The 16,861-nt window shown below is 43.5% G+C and carries 17 protein-coding genes; 12 read left to right on the forward strand and 5 right to left on the reverse strand.

What is annotated here, in order from left to right; genetic code table 11:
• Window positions 1-119 precede the first annotated feature (119 nt).
• Entirely contained in the window at window positions 120-752 is a 633-nt protein-coding gene (locus tag N693_RS0116720; protein ID WP_025785975.1) for a YigZ family protein, read from the reverse strand.
• 147 nt (window positions 753-899) lie between these two features.
• On the opposite strand from N693_RS0116720, the gene N693_RS0116725 reads away from it, so the two are divergent.
• From N693_RS0116725 to N693_RS0116740, 4 genes are all read left to right on the forward strand, one after another.
• Window positions 900-2,057 (forward strand): sensor histidine kinase, encoded by a 1,158-nt coding sequence (locus tag N693_RS0116725; protein ID WP_025785976.1) that lies wholly within the window; start codon window positions 900-902, stop codon window positions 2,055-2,057.
• Between the two features lie 20 nt (window positions 2,058-2,077).
• A complete protein-coding gene (locus N693_RS0116730) occupies window positions 2,078-2,752 on the forward strand; it encodes a response regulator transcription factor (RefSeq protein ID WP_025785977.1) in 675 nt (224 codons plus the stop codon).
• 61 nt (window positions 2,753-2,813) lie between these two features.
• A complete protein-coding gene (locus N693_RS19460) occupies window positions 2,814-3,437 on the forward strand; it encodes a nuclear transport factor 2 family protein (protein WP_025785978.1) in 624 nt (207 codons plus the stop codon).
• 131 nt (window positions 3,438-3,568) lie between these two features.
• Window positions 3,569-3,928: a hypothetical protein gene (locus tag N693_RS0116740; RefSeq protein ID WP_025785979.1), complete on the forward strand. Its 360-nt coding sequence runs from the start codon at window positions 3,569-3,571 to the stop codon at window positions 3,926-3,928.
• Here the strand turns inward: N693_RS0116740 and N693_RS0116745 are convergent.
• From N693_RS0116745 to N693_RS0116755, 3 genes are all read right to left on the reverse strand, one after another.
• Window positions 3,897-4,445: a competence protein ComK gene (locus N693_RS0116745; protein ID WP_025785980.1), complete on the reverse strand. Its 549-nt coding sequence runs from the start codon at window positions 4,443-4,445 to the stop codon at window positions 3,897-3,899. The two genes, N693_RS0116740 and N693_RS0116745, sit on opposite strands and share 32 nt — an antisense overlap.
• Window positions 4,446-4,623: 178 nt before the next feature.
• The gene (locus N693_RS0116750) at window positions 4,624-5,787 is read right to left on the reverse strand and encodes a M20 family metallopeptidase (RefSeq protein WP_025785981.1); all 1,164 of its coding nucleotides are present in this window, start codon (window positions 5,785-5,787) and stop codon (window positions 4,624-4,626) included.
• Window positions 5,788-5,892: 105 nt separating this feature from the next.
• Window positions 5,893-6,414 (reverse strand): antibiotic biosynthesis monooxygenase, encoded by a 522-nt coding sequence (locus tag N693_RS0116755; protein ID WP_025785982.1) that lies wholly within the window; start codon window positions 6,412-6,414, stop codon window positions 5,893-5,895.
• A 232-nt stretch (window positions 6,415-6,646) separates the two neighbouring features.
• Between N693_RS0116755 and hemE the strand changes: the two genes are divergently transcribed.
• Genes hemE through hemY form a run of 3 tightly spaced genes read left to right on the forward strand, consistent with a single transcriptional unit; the run spans window position 6,647 to window position 10,094 of the window.
• Window positions 6,647-7,696, forward strand: coding sequence for a uroporphyrinogen decarboxylase (hemE, locus tag N693_RS0116760; protein ID WP_025785983.1), 1,050 nt, complete (start codon window positions 6,647-6,649; stop codon window positions 7,694-7,696).
• A gap of 16 nt (window positions 7,697-7,712) precedes the next feature.
• Window positions 7,713-8,648 carry a ferrochelatase gene (gene hemH / locus N693_RS0116765; protein WP_025785984.1) on the forward strand — a complete coding sequence of 312 codons (936 nt, stop codon included), beginning with the start codon at window positions 7,713-7,715 and terminating at the stop codon, window positions 8,646-8,648.
• A gap of 18 nt (window positions 8,649-8,666) precedes the next feature.
• The gene (gene hemY / locus N693_RS0116770; RefSeq protein WP_025785985.1) at window positions 8,667-10,094 is read left to right on the forward strand and encodes a protoporphyrinogen oxidase; all 1,428 of its coding nucleotides are present in this window, start codon (window positions 8,667-8,669) and stop codon (window positions 10,092-10,094) included.
• 754 nt (window positions 10,095-10,848) lie between these two features.
• On the opposite strand, the gene yhfH is transcribed toward hemY, so the two are convergent.
• Window positions 10,849-10,971, reverse strand: a complete 123-nt coding sequence (gene yhfH, locus N693_RS20045; protein ID WP_081760271.1) for a protein YhfH — start codon at window positions 10,969-10,971, stop codon at window positions 10,849-10,851.
• Window positions 10,972-11,275: 304 nt separating this feature from the next.
• Here yhfH and N693_RS0116780 point away from each other — a divergent pair, with 304 nt between their 5' ends.
• From N693_RS0116780 to N693_RS0116800, 5 genes are all read left to right on the forward strand, one after another.
• Window positions 11,276-12,268, forward strand: a complete 993-nt coding sequence (locus N693_RS0116780; protein WP_025785987.1) for a lipoate--protein ligase — start codon at window positions 11,276-11,278, stop codon at window positions 12,266-12,268.
• A gap of 120 nt (window positions 12,269-12,388) precedes the next feature.
• Window positions 12,389-13,093 (forward strand): response regulator transcription factor, encoded by a 705-nt coding sequence (locus N693_RS0116785; protein WP_025785988.1) that lies wholly within the window; start codon window positions 12,389-12,391, stop codon window positions 13,091-13,093.
• Entirely contained in the window at window positions 13,090-14,136 is a 1,047-nt protein-coding gene (locus N693_RS0116790) for a HAMP domain-containing sensor histidine kinase (RefSeq protein ID WP_025785989.1), read from the forward strand. The genes N693_RS0116785 and N693_RS0116790 overlap by 4 nt, the downstream gene beginning before the upstream one ends.
• On the forward strand, window positions 14,090-14,869 hold the full coding sequence (locus N693_RS0116795) for an ABC transporter ATP-binding protein (RefSeq protein ID WP_025785990.1): 780 nt from the start codon (window positions 14,090-14,092) through the stop codon (window positions 14,867-14,869). Before N693_RS0116790 ends, N693_RS0116795 begins: the two co-directional genes overlap by 47 nt.
• On the forward strand, window positions 14,841-16,775 hold the full coding sequence (locus tag N693_RS0116800) for an FtsX-like permease family protein (protein ID WP_025785991.1): 1,935 nt from the start codon (window positions 14,841-14,843) through the stop codon (window positions 16,773-16,775). The genes N693_RS0116795 and N693_RS0116800 overlap by 29 nt, the downstream gene beginning before the upstream one ends.
• Window positions 16,776-16,861: the final 86 nt, after the last annotated feature.

Below are 16,861 nucleotides of genomic sequence, written 5' to 3' on the forward strand. Positions count from 1 at the left end.
ATAGTGGAGTAGATGCTGTCAAATGATAGCAACGGCAATATCTGTCGAATAGGCATTTTACCTGCAAATTTTTGCAATTATCAACAGTATACTATCTTTACGGAAGCGCGTACACCATTTCAGACAGAAAACTCCAAGAACTTCTGTTCACCTTCAACAATCTCACCTTGGCCGTTCGTTAAATCTGCAACCCAAGTATGGAATACTTCAACGCCTGAGATCGGCACCAATATGAATAACGTTACTTGTTCGCCGTACTCAATATGCTCAAGCGGCCACTCTGATTGTCGCACTTCATTTTCCACTTTTCCAAGCGCTGTGTAGTCGACTGTAACGCACATAGTTCTATGGAGTACTCGCTCAACCGTACCGGATGCTGCAACTCCTTCTGAAGTTGAACGTCCATATGCACGTATGAGTCCTCCACCGCCCAGTTTGATGCCGCCAAAATAACGAGTGACAACGACAGTCGTATCTTTCAAACCTTGTTTTTTTAGCACTTCCAGCATTGGGACACCTGCTGTACCTGAAGGCTCTCCGTCATCATTCGCTTTTTGAATATGATCGTGCTCACCTATTAAATAAGCGGAACAATTATGGTTAGCCGAGGGGTGCACTTGTTTTATTTCCTGGATGAAGTCAAGAGCCTCTTGTTCAGTTTCCGTACGTTTCACGGATGTGATGAATCGAGATTTATTGATGACGATTTCTGTTTCACTTTGTTGTTTCACGGTCTTATAGTCCATTCTCATTGCAAGACCTCCTCAATCTGTAATACAATTTTAATATGTTATGGGCATTAAGATGCTATACTAAATAAAGTGTATAGTGAATCCAATGTAATCGCAATAGCCTATGGATTCTACAATGAGATTTTAGCATTGGTGGGAGTGTGAACAATGGATAAGGCGGCAATAGATATTCAAAAGCTTGAAGGTATCTTTGATAGCATGGTGAATGTAATGGATCAGTCCAAGAATGACATTTTTATGATCAGTGAGCAAAGCCGTCGAAGTTTTGAATCCATGCAACGCGAGCTTATCCTTGCTAAGGAAGATATTTCCCGGGTAATAACCGAGGGTGATCACCTTGAAGAAATGACGCGTCACTCACGCAGAAGGCTTGCTGATGTCTCGAAGAACTTTGTGAATTACTCGGAACAAGAAGTGCGAAAAGCGTACGAGGTTGCAAATGACCTTCTTGTTAGGTTGTCTGTAAACAGAATGGAAGAAAAGCAATTACGTATTCAACGCGATGACTTGGATCGTCGCTTGGCAGAACTGTTGGAGACAATTGAACGGGCAGATCAACTCGTCAACCAAGTATCCACTGTTGTCACTTATTTAACTTCAGATTTGAAGGATGTGGGTGAAGCACTTGAAACCGCCAGACATAAGCAGGACTTTGCGATTCGGATCATTCAAGCACAAGAAGAGGAACGTAAACGAGTTTCAAGAGAGATTCACGATGGACCTGCTCAAATGATGGCCAGCGTGCTCATTCGTTCTGGACTCATTGAAAAAGTGTATGAGCAAAAAGGTCCTAAACAAGCACTTGAGGAGTTTAAGGATTTAAAAGAAATGGTACGAAGTTCATTATATGAAGTACGACGAATCATTTATGATCTTCGTCCAATGGCAATCGATGATCTCGGTGTGGTGCCAACATTGAAAAAGTACTTATCCACACTTATGGAATATGAACCTGATGTTCGTATTCACTTTCAGAGTATCGGAGAAGACCGCCGTTTCGAGTCGAGCTTTGAAATTGCAGTTTTCCGCTTAGTTCAAGAATCCGTAACTAATGCCATTAAACACGGGAATAGTCGTGATATATGGGTGAAAGTTGAATGGTTACGTGAGACGATGAATGCTATTGTAAAAGATAACGGAGCAGGATTCGATCAAAATGAAGTAAAAGAAAAATCATTTGGGATTATTGGGATGAAGGAACGCATCGACTTATTGAAAGGTGATTTTAAAATCACTTCAGAAGTTGATAAAGGGACAAGCGTGTTCTTTAAAATTCCAATTAATTCTGATAGTATAGGCAAATAGAGGCTTTGGAGGGAACGAACATGACAAAAATCTTAATAGTAGATGATCATCAATTATTCCGCGAAGGAGTCAAGCGTATTTTAGCGTTTGAAGATACGTTCGAAATTGTAGCAGAAGGCGATGACGGTAGCGAAGTATTCACTTTGTACGAAGAACATAATCCAGATGTAGTACTTATGGATATTAATATGCCACGGATGAACGGGATTGAAGCGACTGAACAACTCATGACCAAATATCCCGATGCAAAAGTCATCGTATTGTCCATTCATGACGATGAGTCATACGTTTCCCAGGCGCTTAAAACGGGCGCACTCGGATACATGTTGAAAGAAATGGATGCAGATGCGATTGTCCAGGCTATTAAAGTCGTAGCAGCTGGCGGATCTTATTTACATCCAAAAGTAACGCATAACTTAGTGACAGAATATCGCAGATTGAGCGAACGGGAACATAAAGGCTCATTCCATCAGCACGAAATCCGCCGGCCATTGCATTTGTTAACGAAGCGGGAATGCGAAGTATTGCAATTGTTGACGGATGGTCAAAGCAACCGGGCAATTGGGGAGACATTGTTCATCTCAGAAAAGACTGTAAAAAACCACGTCTCAAGTATTTTACAAAAAATGAACGTGAACGACCGAACACAAGCAGTTGTCACAGCAATTAAAAATGGTTGGGTTGAAGTGAAGTAATGCAACATTTATAAAGGGACCTCCAATCTGGTGGTCCTTTTGTTATGAAAGGAGAAGGCTTATGAAGAAAATTACAGGACTCGTCGGAATGGCAACGTTAGCTCTTATGCTAAGCGCTTGCAGTGGAGATGATGACAACACTCAAAAGAATTCTGGTTCGATTGACGATGGTGAACAGACTAACGAAAATGGTTCGATTGACCACAGAGTTACAGAAAATGGTAAAAAAGAAGGGTCGAAAGATGAATCAGGCGAAGATGGCATTGATGTAGGCTTCAGTCTAGAGGGAGGCAGTATCGAAGAAGCTGCCAACGTTCCTACAGAGCAAAAAGAAGCCATTGTAGAAGCTTTTAATCGATATATCGATACATTGAATGCAGGAGACGTGGATGCGTACCTTGAAACGCTTTCTGAAGATGGCTATAATGTGGATGAAGAGCGGGCAGCGACTGAAGAATTGCTTGCTACTCATGTACTGACGCGAACTCCAGAAGACATTACAATTGTGAAGTATTCCGATACAGAAGCGCAAGTATTCACGTCAATGGAAACCGCAATAAAAGATAAGGAAAGCGAAGAACAAGATGTAAACGTAGGGCGCCAAGTTACTGTAATGGCAAACGAGGATGGCAATTGGAGAGTAAAATCAGTTCACTACATAGGTGATCAGGAACCAAAAGAATAAAATCCTATTTCAAGCAGTGGATCAGAGCGATGGCAAATTGCCTTCTGATCCACTGTTTTTTAGTTGCATTTTTTCTTCGTGTGTCATAAGATATGAATAAGAACAAATGTTCGTTATGTGGAGGTGGAGAAATGACAGCCTTGAAAACAGAAGTTATCCCTTATCTAGAAAATATGATCTACTTACCGATGATTTTAACGATTTTGGAGAGAGATCGATTGTTAATACAGCAAGGGGAATTCAAGTTGAAAAAACCGTACTTGGGGCTCGTGGATGATGTCGCAAAACGCGTACACAAAGAGCTTGGAAATACGGCTGGATATTTGCGTATGAATCATTTATCGGTGGTGAGGGGGAAAATGGATGATATTTTCACAGAATATATTTTTGTCCACGACCACCAACAGGACTGTCGAAGATACTTGAATGTACGCTTACGTAATCGAACGGAGGAGTTGCTCACTCAGTATCTTCGGCAACCGGGTATCTAAACGAGCCTTCTTGTGCAAGGTACGTTCTCGGTCTGTGTAGCAAAAATTGTTTTTTGGCAAAGTCCCGTTCAAGTAAAGCAGCAAAAGCGAACTGACGCCACATAGTCGGTGTAGATACGTTTACTCTCACTTTATAACCATTCTCCAGTAAAATGGAACACCCGACATTCTCTTCCTGAAAGTCAACAATTGCCTGGTAGGAAATCCAAATGTTCTCTTCTGAATTCGGTGACATGGTAGGCAAAAAGATATAAGGAGTGTCAAACGCATGTGCAACAACAATAGGCGTTTTATGGCGATTGCCCAGGGCATGGCGCGCAGTCAAGGTACGTGTTTTTAACGAAGCTCCATAAAGTTCACACGTTTTTTTGACAATTTGAATCGGTTTTTTAGGAAGTTCAAATTCGGCATTACGCTCAATTACACGAGTCGATAATTTGTAGTCCTCTCGAATCGGTTGTAACACAAACGTATCTGAATTGATGAGGTAATTTTCGGCATTTTTTCGTGAATGCATCCAAGTCACTCCTACTTAATAAGTAATAACTCCTATTATAAAGGATAAATATTGGAAAGCAATCAGTTGAAAATAAATAATCAGAAAAAAATAAAAAAACTCTGAACTTGCCACTTCTTGAGGACCTTTGGCGAAAAAGGCATCAAGATATGCAGCAGAGTTGCAGAGTAGATAGTTTTTAATTTTGATAAGTAAGAGCGGCTGCACCGAGTGTTTTGGCAGCAGTTAGCATTGCGGATTCGTCAAAGTCGAATCGCGGGTGATGATGAGGAAATGCGTTTTCGGGTTGTGCACCTGTAAAAAAGAACGTTCCTGGAACTTTTTCCAAGTAGTACGCGAAGTCTTCTCCGCCCATTTGAGGGATTGTTTGAACAACCTCTTTTACTCCCGGGACTTCTTTGGCAACATCACGCAAAAATGCTGTCTCTTTTTCGTGATTTACAACAGCTGGGTAGCCACGTGTATAAGTAACATTGATTTCACAGTTGTTCATATGAGCGGTTCCTTCAGCGATTCTTTGGATCTCTGATTCCATGAGATCGCGAATTTCAGGAGAAAACGTTCGCACGGTTCCTTTGAGCTCGGCTTGATCGGCGATAATGTTGAACGCATTGTCAGATACGAAAGAGCCAATCGAAAGCACGGCGGACTCAATCGGATCGACACGACGAGAGACAAGCTGTTGGAAGTTAGTTACAAGTTGGGAGGCAATCACGATTGCATCTTTTGTTTGGTGAGGAGAAGCACCATGACCACCAGCGCCTTGAACTGTAATTTCGATACGGTCTGCGGCTGCCATAATTGGACCGCTTACGTACTGAATTGTGTTCGGTTCCATCATTGACCATAAGTGAGTACCGAAAATAACATCGACACCGTCCAAGCAACCATCTTCAATCATCGAGATAGCGCCACCTGGAGCATATTCTTCAGCGTGTTGGTGGATGAAGACGTATGTACCGGCGAGTTCACCTTTGAGTTCATTGATTGCTTTAGCAAGGTGAAGCAAAGTGGATGTGTGACCATCATGACCGCAAGCGTGCATGACACCAGGAACGGTTGATTTGTAAGATACGTCTTTTTGATCTTGGATTGGCAGTGCGTCAAAATCAGCTCGAAGTGCAACTGTTTTACCGGGTTTTCCACCTTCAATACGAGCGACAACTCCGTTTCCGCCAACGTTGCTCCTAAACTCCACCCCTAATTTCGTATAGAAATCTTGGATATATTGTGCTGTATTTGTTTCGTGGAATGACACTTCTGGATGCTGGTGTAAATAACGTCGCACGTCGACCATGTCATCAAAAGAGTTGTCGAGTAGTGTATAAAGTTTTTCATTCATTAAAGACATCTCCTTTTTCGAATATGGTATCCAGTATATCAGTGTGTTTTAGAACTCGCAATTGTTTGATAACAAAAAGAGAGGCACAAGGCCTCTCTGGAATTATTATTCCGTATCATGAGTTTGGAGTGAACTAAATAATGTAATATAAGGTGCGCTTGAGAAGATATGAACTGAAGGACCAGCGACGATATCCCTTTTTGTAGTATCATATGCAGCTGAAAAGGCAGGGGTGTTCTTATGCAAATCGAATGATTGGCTATCTTCCCACTCTGTTAAAATGATGTACGTATCTGAATCGATAGATCTTAGTAATCGAAAAGCGATAAAACCTGAAGTGTCCTTCATAGCTAAATGATCTCTTTTGAAACGTTCTTCAAAAATGGGTTTCCCTTCGTCGGAAACGGATATGTTGTTTAGTGCAAAAAATCCATGTTCCTGGAGCTGCCCCATTTCTTCAATGACTTCATATCGCTGTGGTGTTTGGAAAACCGTTTTTCCTGTTGTTTCGTGTAGGAGTTGAGAAGACCCATTACCATGCATTAGAATCATGTTTTCTCCGGCGTATTTCTCTTTGACCTTCTCCATGAATTCTGGAGTACCTCGTGTAATGTATAAATTTTTCATTATTGATACCCTCCTTGGCTAGTCTAATCAAATTATACTCTTCTTCAGTTATTTCCCCGAATCCTGCTCCTAAAACAAACCATGTCAAAACAATGACGGAATGTGGCACAAATTTATGACAATGGGTGTGTATTGCTATACATCCCAACAGTTTACGTCTATATTGAAAACGATAAGCTACTCGTGAAATGCATAATTCAGTTCGGTAAACAGAGAATGGGGGAATTTGTTCATGTCTATAGTAAATGATACGCTTCTGAGAGCTGCCCGTGGAGAACATATTGATCACACACCAGTTTGGTATATGCGTCAGGCAGGAAGATCACAGCCAGAATATCGGAAAATCAAGGAAAAGTACTCACTTGAAGAGATTACGCACCAACCTGAATTGTGTGCCTACGTTACAAAATTACCTGTCGACCAATATGGAGTCGACGCTGCAATTTTATATAAAGATATTGTCACACCACTTCCGGGAATGGGCGTCGACGTTCAGATTAAAGCTGGAGTAGGGCCTGTTATCTCGAATCCGATTAAATCAGTCGCAGATATCGAGAAATTGACAGCAATGCATCCGGAAGATGATATTCCATTTGTTCTTGAAACGATTCGCATCCTAACGGAAGAACAATTGGATGTACCTCTCATCGGTTTTGCAGGAGCACCATTCACACTTGCGAGCTACATGATTGAAGGCGGTCCTTCAAGAAACTATGCACGTACAAAAGCACTTATGGTATCAGAGCCTCAAGCTTGGTTCGCACTCATGGACAAACTTGCGGACACAATGATTACCTATGTCACTGCACAAGTTAAAGCAGGTGCGTCTGCGATTCAACTGTTCGATTCTTGGGTAGGTGCGCTGAATGTATCGGACTACCGTATTTTCATCAAGCCTGTCATGGAGCGTATTTTCACAGAACTACGCAAATTAAATGTTCCATTGATCACGTTTGGAGTAGGTGCAAGTCACCTAGCAAACGAGTGGCATGACCTTCCTGTCGATGTCGTAGGTTTGGATTGGAGACTCTCGATAGAAGAAGCGGGTCAACGCGGATTAACAAAACCACTACAAGGAAATCTTGACCCTACATTGTTGCTCGCGGATTGGTCCGTCATTGAAGAACGTGCAAAAACGATTATTGAACAAGGGGTTGCACACGGCAGCCACATCTTTAACTTGGGGCATGGAGTATTCCCAGAAATCGAACCTGCCAAGCTGAAGAAACTAACTGAACTGGTTCACACGTACAGTGCAGAACTACGAGCACATAAAAACTAATCTTGAGGTGAATGACATGGGAAAACGCACAATGGGACTTTTAGTAATGGCTTACGGAACGCCTTACAAGGAAGAGGATATCGAGCCATACTACACACATATCCGCCACGGACGTAAACCTGCACCGGAGCAACTTGAAGATTTGAAGAATCGTTATGAAGCCATTGGTGGAATTTCTCCACTTGCTCACATCACAGAAGGTCAGGCACAAGCACTTTGTGATGCGTTGAACCAAGCTCAAGATGAGATTGAGTTCAAACTATATATTGGTCTAAAACACATTACGCCATTCATTGAAGAAGCCGTGGCACAGATGGATAAAGACGGAATCAAAGAAGCGGTAACTGTTGTACTAGCTCCTCACTATTCAACATTCTCTGTGAAATCATACAATACACGTGCGAAAGAAGAAGCAGACAAATACGGAATTTCCGTCACTTCTGTTGAAAGCTGGTACAAACAGCCGAAGTTCTTGAAGTATTGGGAAGAGAAGATTCGTGAAACATTCGACAGCATGAGCGATGCAGAACGCGAAAAGTCGGTTCTTGTAGTCTCAGCACACTCACTTCCACAAAAAATCCGTGAAGCTGGCGATCCATATCCCGATCAGCTGGAAGAAACGGCTAAACTCCTTGCAGAAGCAGCAGATGTTAAAGAATACGCTGTCGGCTGGCAAAGTGAAGGACAGACAGGCGAGCCATGGCTTGGGCCAGATGTACAAGACTTAACACGTGAATTAAACGAGAAAAAAGGGTATACGTCATTTGTCTATACACCAGTAGGTTTTGTTTCAGATCACCTCGAAGTACTCTTTGATAATGACTATGAATGTAAAGTGGTTTGTGACGAAATCGGCGCAGCGTACCACAGACCTGCGATGCCAAATACAGATCCACTCTTTATCGGAGCAGTTGCGGACGCAGTGATTGAAAAAGTAACAAGTAAGTTTTGAAAAGGACGTGTGAAGGCAATGGACGAACAGCGTAAAAAAGTTGTCATTGCGGGGGGCGGCATCACGGGTCTATCTGCGGCATTCTACATGCAGCAACAAATCCGGGAGCAGAATCTTCCCATCGATATTATTCTTGTCGAAGCAACCAACCGACTTGGTGGTAAGATCCAGACTGTCCGACGCAACGGCTATATTATAGAACGCGGTCCAGATTCCTTTTTGATACGAAAAAAAAGTATGGACCGACTTGCGCAAGAGCTCGGCATCGCTGATCAGCTCGTAAAAAATGCAACGGGACAATCGTATGTATTACTGAACGATGAATTGCATCCGATTCCGGGTGGTTCGATAATGGGTGTTCCGACAGAAATCGGACCTTTTCTCAAAAGTAACCTGTTTTCATTGACAGGTAAACTGCGTGCAGCGGGGGATATTTTCTTACCGCGCTCCGATATTAAAGGCGATCAGTCACTAGGTGCCTTTTTCCGCCGTCGTTTCGGAAATGAGGTCGTGAATAACCTGATTGAACCGTTACTCTCTGGAGTCTATGCAGGTGACATTGACCACATGAGCATGGAGTCAACGTTCCCGCAATTTGTCAGTGTGGAAGAAAAACACAGAAGTCTCATCCTAGGCATGAAGAAAACGCAACCGAAGCCTGAACAGTTGCCGAACAAAGGGCATGCTGCAAAGAAAGAAGGGGCGTTCCATACATTCCGTAATGGACTTGAAACAATTGTGGAGGCGCTGGAGGAACAATTGCCTGAAGTGAATTTCATCAAAGGTGTCCGAATCGAGAAAATCGAAAAAGAAGAAGGTCGGACCTTCGTTACGCTCAACGAAGGTTCTGTAATCGAAGCGGATGCAGTTGTCCTCACTACGGGGCATGCAGTCGCTCGTCAATTATTCGAGCCGCATGGCATTTTGCAGGAACTGGAAGAGATTAAAACGTCATCCGTTGCGACGATTACACTCGCATTCCCGGAAAGTGCTGTTGTCCAAGATAAGGAAGGAACTGGCTTCCTTGTCTCACGCAGTGGCGACTATTCCATTACCGCATGCACGTGGTTGAACCGTAAATGGCCGACAACGACACCGGATGGAAAAGTACTGTTGCGCGCATTTGTTGGACGAATCGGTGAAGAAGCTATCGTCGATTTGCCAGACGATGAAATCGAACAAATCGTTCTTGCGGATTTGCGGAAAATCTTCGAAATTAATGAAGCCCCTGAGTTCTCCATCGTCACACGCTGGAAAGATGATCGACCGCAATACCGGGTCGGTCATAAAAAACTCATCGCTGACGCCAAAGAACAATTACGCGCAGAATTTCCAGATGTTGAGCTAGCAGGCGCATCGTACGAAGGCGTCGGCTTACCAGACTGCATCGACCAAGGAAAATCAGCTGCAGAAAGCGTCATGCAGCGATTGACTCGCTTGAATTGATTTGTTTGAAACCCCTCACACAGCCGATTTTGGCATGTGTGAGGGATTTTTTGTTTGCTCATCAGGTAGAAAGGGAGGTTTTGGACGTTGTCGGACACTCAGCAGTGGTTGTCGATCACTTATGGGGATTTCTCGATCAAAGTTATGAACTTCTTCGACACTTCGAGTAATTTCTCCGACACTTAGCAGAGTTTCTCGATAACGGGACACAATTCACCGACTTTAAGGGATTAATTGGTAGCGCTTCGCTTGTTTTAGTGAAGGCTATTCCATCGCACGTCATCCTTTTTGTATTCTCCGACAGTATGTAGTGATTCCCCGACACTTTGAGTGGTTTCTCCGACATAAGAACATGTTTCTTCATCACTTAGCAGAGTTTCTCGATAACGGGACACAATTCACCGACTTTAAGGATTTAATTGGTAGCGCTTCGCTTGATTTTTGTGAGGGAGTGATATGGAGGGAGTATCCTCATGTACTCATTATGACAATGGGAACAACTAAAGTTAACAATGATACGTTGATTTCAGCGCAGGATGGCGACTCCGGAGGGATCAGCGAAGATTGAAGACCCTGGACTGAGCAAAGCGAAGGAAGCGGCTGAGTTCAAGCCCCTCGGAAAGCGTCCATCCGAAGCAGAAATCAACACCGTCTAATCTTTCCTACGCCTAATCGCACAAAAAAACTGCTACAGAAGCCAGTCTGTACTGACGTTCTGTAGCAGCCAATCAATCTCACCTATAACAGCAGCTCGTTATTCTGAGCACGATGGGCATTTTGTTTGATAGCACTCATGTTGTTCTTCCATCTGTTCACCGCAAGTAACACACTGTTTCGGAGGCAAATTCTTAAAAAATTCCACAACGTTTTCAATCATTTCTCATCCGCTCCATTCAATTTGTAGTAGTACTACCTTGTCCAGTGACGAGTGTTATGCAACAGAGGCGACAAAAAAATTTGCTCTTCAGCTCCTTTGTACTAGCACTTCGACTTGTTAGTAATAGTGTATTATAACAGATGTCGGTCTGTCAATAATTTTTGAACAATTTAGAAAAATGGTTCCATTTTCACATGTGTTGCTCAGTCTATTTATTCACGAACAGATGTAGGCTACTCCTGTCTCTCACAATACAAGTTATGTTAAAATGGCACTATAAGATTCATAAAAAGGAGAGACTAGCATGCGTTTTGTAGATAACCAAGGCATTACGGATCCGCGTATTAACTTAGCGATTGAGGAATACGTACTCAATACAATGGATACTGATGAGGATTCTTATCTTCTGTTCTATATCAATGAACCCTCCATCATTATCGGGAAAAACCAAAACACAATTGAAGAAATTGATACAGAGTACGTCGATGCAAACGGGATTCATGTCGTTCGCAGACTTTCTGGTGGTGGCGCAGTGTACCATGACAAAGGGAACTTGAACTTTAGCTTCATCACAAAAGATGATGGCCAATCGTTCCGTAACTTTAAAAAGTTTACGGAGCCTGTAGTGGAAGCACTCGCTAAAATGGGTGTGAAAGCAGAGTTACTTGGTCGCAACGACTTACTCGTCGACGGTAAAAAGGTTTCAGGAAATGCACAGTTTGCAACTCAAGGCCGCATGTTCAGCCATGGGACGCTCATGTTTGACACTGAAATCGAAGAAGTCGTCAATTCATTACGTGTGAAGAAAGATAAGATCGAGTCCAAGGGGATTAAATCGATTCGCAGTCGTGTCACGAATATTTCTGAGCACATGGATAAGCCGATGACCATTGAACAATTCCGTATGGAGATCTTAAATTCAATCTTTGGCGGGGAAGAAAAAATTCAGTACAAAGAATTAACCGAAGAAGACTGGAAGAACATTCACCAATTGTCCAAAGAGCGTTATGGCAACTGGGATTGGAACTATGGGCGTTCTCCGAAATGTAACGTACAGCACTCACATCGCTTCCCGGTAGGTAGCATCGATGTTCGACTGCAAGTTGAAAAAGGGACAATCCACGAAGTACATATTTTTGGTGACTTCTTCGGAATTGGCAGTGTCACAGAGATTGAAGATCGTCTCGTCAATTGTCAGTATGATCGCGAGTCGATTACAACTGCAGTCAGCAATCTCGATATTCCGAAGTTACTCGGTGGTATTACACAAGAAGAATTCGTGAATTTGATTTACTGATATCCAAACAGGTTCCTTCTGCCCAATCGGGGAGAGGAGCCTGTTTTTCATATGTGTGAGAAAGGCGAATGGAGAGGATTTACGGTATACTGAAACTACTTGTAAAGGGGGCGCGGATCTATGGAGAAACATCGTATTTTTATCGTGGAAGATGATCGTAAAATCGCCGAATTGCTTGCAGACACACTGCGGAAATACCAGTATGACGTAGCCGTTGCGGAGGATTTCGATCAAATCTCAGATGAGTGTCTGTCGTTCGATCCGCACCTAATATTACTCGACATCAACTTGCCAACATACGACGGCTATTATTGGTGCCGTCAGTTGCGGACTCAAACGACATGTCCAATTCTTTTTATTTCCGCGCGCTCGGGTGATATGGACCAAGTGTTTGCACTTGAAAATGGCGGAGACGATTTCATCACTAAACCTTTTCACTATGACGTCGTCTTAGCAAAAATCAGAAGTCACCTACGTCGATCGTTCGGCGAATATGCTCCTGCGCAGTCGGAACGAATTGTAAAAGCAGGGGCGTTGACGCTGTTTGCAGAGAGAATGGAACTCCAGTCGGGTGACACCATTGTTCCACTTCAGAAAAAGGAATGCATTATTCTGGAGTTGTTGATGGAGGCGGCACCGAAAGTGGTATCCCGAGAGACTTTACTCGAAGAACTTTGGGACGATCAGTCGTTTGTAGATGAAAATACATTGAATGTCAACATTGCTCGTGTTCGAAAAAAACTGGCGGATTTTGATATTCTTTCAACAATCGATACAGTTCGCGGAGCTGGTTACCGATTTGTACTAGCGACTGACGATGTATGAATAAGTACAAATTATTTATAAAAGAACATGCCTCATTTTTATTGTTTCAGCTTGTCTTGCTGCTATTTATCGTCCTCCTTTTTTGGCTCGATGGTGCTCGCGACTGGAGCACAGCCGTGTATGCAATATTGATGGGGATTATGTTGTCCATTGGCTACTTACTCGCGAAATTCATTACACGACGATCGTTTTATGAAGTGTTTGAGCGAGACCCGGGGCGTATGGAAGATGCGTTAATCGGTCGACCACAAACGCCGGAACACCGGTTGACGGCACAATATATGCGTAAATTGTATAGACTCTATCATAGTGATGTTCAAAAGCTTGACGCTGCGCAACAACGGCAATTGCATTTCATTAACCAATGGGTCCATCAGATGAAAACACCGATTTCAGTTCTTGGCTTGCTCTTGCAAGAAGAGGAAATCGACCGGAAAAGTTTCCATGAAGAGCTCGACAGATTACAGGATGGGCTAGATGCGGTGCTCGTCAATGCAAGACTCGAGACATTTGAAGATGATATGAGAATTGAGCGGATTGTATTGGAGGACCTAGTTCGACAAGTGGTGACAGAGCATAAGCGGCTGTTCATCACAAATGGAGTGTTTCCTGAAATTCGTGTGGATCCGGAATTTGTCGTCGCCACCGACCCGAAATGGATAAAAGTCATACTTGGACAATTTATAACAAATTCGGTGAAGTATACGTTTGAAAAAGGGAAAAAAGTGTACGTGACCGCTGATAGAACGGAGCAAGGCATCCAGTTGACCGTAAAGGATGAAGGAATTGGTATACCTGAAACGGATGTGAAGCGAGTGACTCGTGCGTTTTTCACTGGAGAAAACGGTCGGAAAACTGGAGAATCGACAGGGATGGGATTGTATATCGCATCTGAAGTATGCGGACGACTTGGACACGCGTTGACAATTGAGTCGAAACTGGGCGAAGGGACAGCGGTGTCTGTGTTGTTTTCAAATGGAGAGGCGGTAGAGAACGATGGCACGCAAAATCGTCGAGTTATCGGAAGTGACGAAAATCTATGAAGGCAAAGTGATGCATCGAGCGTTGAATCGTCTCGATTTTGAAGCGGAAGAAGGCGAGTTCATTGCGATTATGGGGCCATCTGGAAGCGGTAAAACGACATTGCTCAATCTTATTTCAACAATTGACTTGCCAACGTATGGAAGGATTGCGGTGAATGGGATTGAACCCGAAACCCTCAATCAGAACGACCTTGCGTTATTCAGAAGACGGCACTTAGGATTTGTCTTTCAGACGATCAACTTGTTACAAATGCTGACTGTTGAGGAAAACTTGGTCCTCCCGCTGACACTCGATCGCGTGCCAGTGCCGGAGATGAAACAAAGAATTGCAGCTCTTGCCGACAAGCTGTCGTTGAATGAGATTTTATCCAGAAGGCCAGACGAATTATCTGGTGGACAAGCGCAACGCACAGCAGTCGGACGGGCGCTTATCCATGAGCCTGAACTTATTCTGGCGGATGAACCTACAGGAAATCTCGACTCGAAATCAGCTCGGGATGTATTGGAACTACTATCGAAAATCAACCAAACCGCCGGCACTACGATTATTATGGTGACACATGATCCGCTTGCAGCAAGTTATTGTGATCGTGTGTTGTTCATCAAAGATGGTGAGTTTTTCAATGAATTGTACAAAGATGAACAGCGCCGGACATTTTTCCAGCAGATTTTAAACGTGCTGTCGTTGCTCGGAGGGAACGTCAATGACCTTTCGTCAGTTCGCCTACCGTAACGTCGTCCGGAATCGACGCATTTATGCAGCCTTCTTCATGGCGAGTGCGTTTTCGGTGATGGTGTTTTTCCTGTACTCTATGCTGTTGTTCCATCCGGCGATGAACGAGGGCTTTGTTCAAGAAATTGCGACGAGTGGCATGATTACTGCGGAATTTGTGTTATTCATCTTCACACTATTTTTCTTGTTCTATTCGATGCGCGCGTTTTTACAAGCTCGGACGAAAGAGTTCGGTATTTTGTTATTGATCGGGATGGCAAGGCGGCAGCTCCAACGACTCATCTTCCTTGAAACGATGTTGATAGGAGGTGTTGCAATTGTTGCCGGAACGTTTCTTGGATTTGTCTTCTCGAAATTTTTCTTAATGATTGTAAAAGAACTCATCCAAGTTCCGAAGCTGCCCCTTTATTTCACTTGGCATCCCTTTGTGTTGACAGTCGGTTGTTTCGCGAGTTTATTCATCATTATTTCACTGCTTGCTCCGATGTTCATCCGCACGGGGGAAGTGTACGATTTGCTGCAAGGAGAAGCAGCAGAGCAAGATGCGTATTCGACGTCAAAATGGCGTGCGTTCGCTGGAATCGCAATGCTTGTATTGACGTATGTAATGGCTGTCTACGCAACACATACGTATGTCATCCGGGTTATTTTTATGTTACCGGCAGCGGCTGTAATTGGAACGTATTTCTTCTTTAGCGACTCCTTGCCTTATCTGATTCAGCTATTACGGACACGAAAACGCATTTATTGGCGGCCGTTTTGGCTATTATCGCTCTCAGAAGGTGTTGTCCGATTGAAAGAAAATGCGCGCATGTTTTTCATCGTCACGATGGTATCTACGCTTGCGTTCATGTCTGTCGGATTGCTCGCATCCCTCACTTCTTTTGCCAACCAATACCGGGAAATTAACCCCTTAGGACTCGTCTACAAGAGCTACCCAGGCAATGTGCTGGAGCAGATTCATGTCAGGGAGCTCACGGACGAGTTGAACGAGAAGAAAATCGACTATAATCTCGTTGAATTTCAAGTGCTTGAACAGAAGTCATCCTTTACTGATATGAGCGTGTCGATTGTTCGACTGTCGAGTATCAACGCACTCGGCTACACGTTTGGCTATCCTGCTGTTGACATAGAGGATGGGAATGCGCTCTTCTTGCCACAGTCCGAATCATCCTACCACCAATTGAAAGATCGCACAGTCAACACATCACTAGAAAAAAGTGGTCTCGATATTGAGATTTCTGGAGCGTATTCGCATCAGCTATTTCCACCGAACGCAATTGGTGCGAATGCCATCATATTGACGGACGCAGACTTTGAGCGGGTACTTATAGGGGAGGGCGGTTCGGATTCATCGTTATTCCGTTATTACGCGTTCAATATAGCAGACTGGCAAGAGACGAAAAACGTTGGTCGTGCGCTACATGAAGACGAATTGCAGTCCATTTTACTAGGTGGCGAATCGGGAACACTATTTTCGTTTGGCAATCCAGGACTGAATTATTCCATCATCCGCACAACATTTTCCTTATTGCTGTTTTTGGGATTAATGCTCGCGGCTGTGTTGTTCCTTGCTGCAGGTAGTTTCGTTTATTTCCGTTTGTATACCACCTTGGACCGTGACCGCAGACAGTTTGATGTGCTGCGACGTATGGGAATAACGGATAACGAGTTAAAGAAGATTGTGAATCGACAGTTGCTGCCACAGTTCTTCATACCGTGGGGAGTGGCGTTTGTGCATAGTGCGTTCGCATTCTTGGCCCTTCAAGTCATTTGGGATGCACTCGCAGAAATTTCAATTGTAAAAGAGCTGACCCTTGTATTGGGGGGATTTGCAGTCTTACAAATCTCTTATTTCTACCTGATTCGATGGCGGTACCTATCTCACATTCGGACACCGGAATAATTTCCGGTGTCTTTTAATATTGTGAAAAAGTAGTTTGATGATAAAGTATCTAAAAATATAGGCTATTGAATTATTTAAATTTTTCT

Origin of the sequence: Sporosarcina sp. D27, assembly GCF_000586555.1 — a bacterium.
In the GTDB taxonomy this organism is placed as follows: Bacteria; Bacillota; Bacilli; order Bacillales_A; family Planococcaceae; genus Sporosarcina.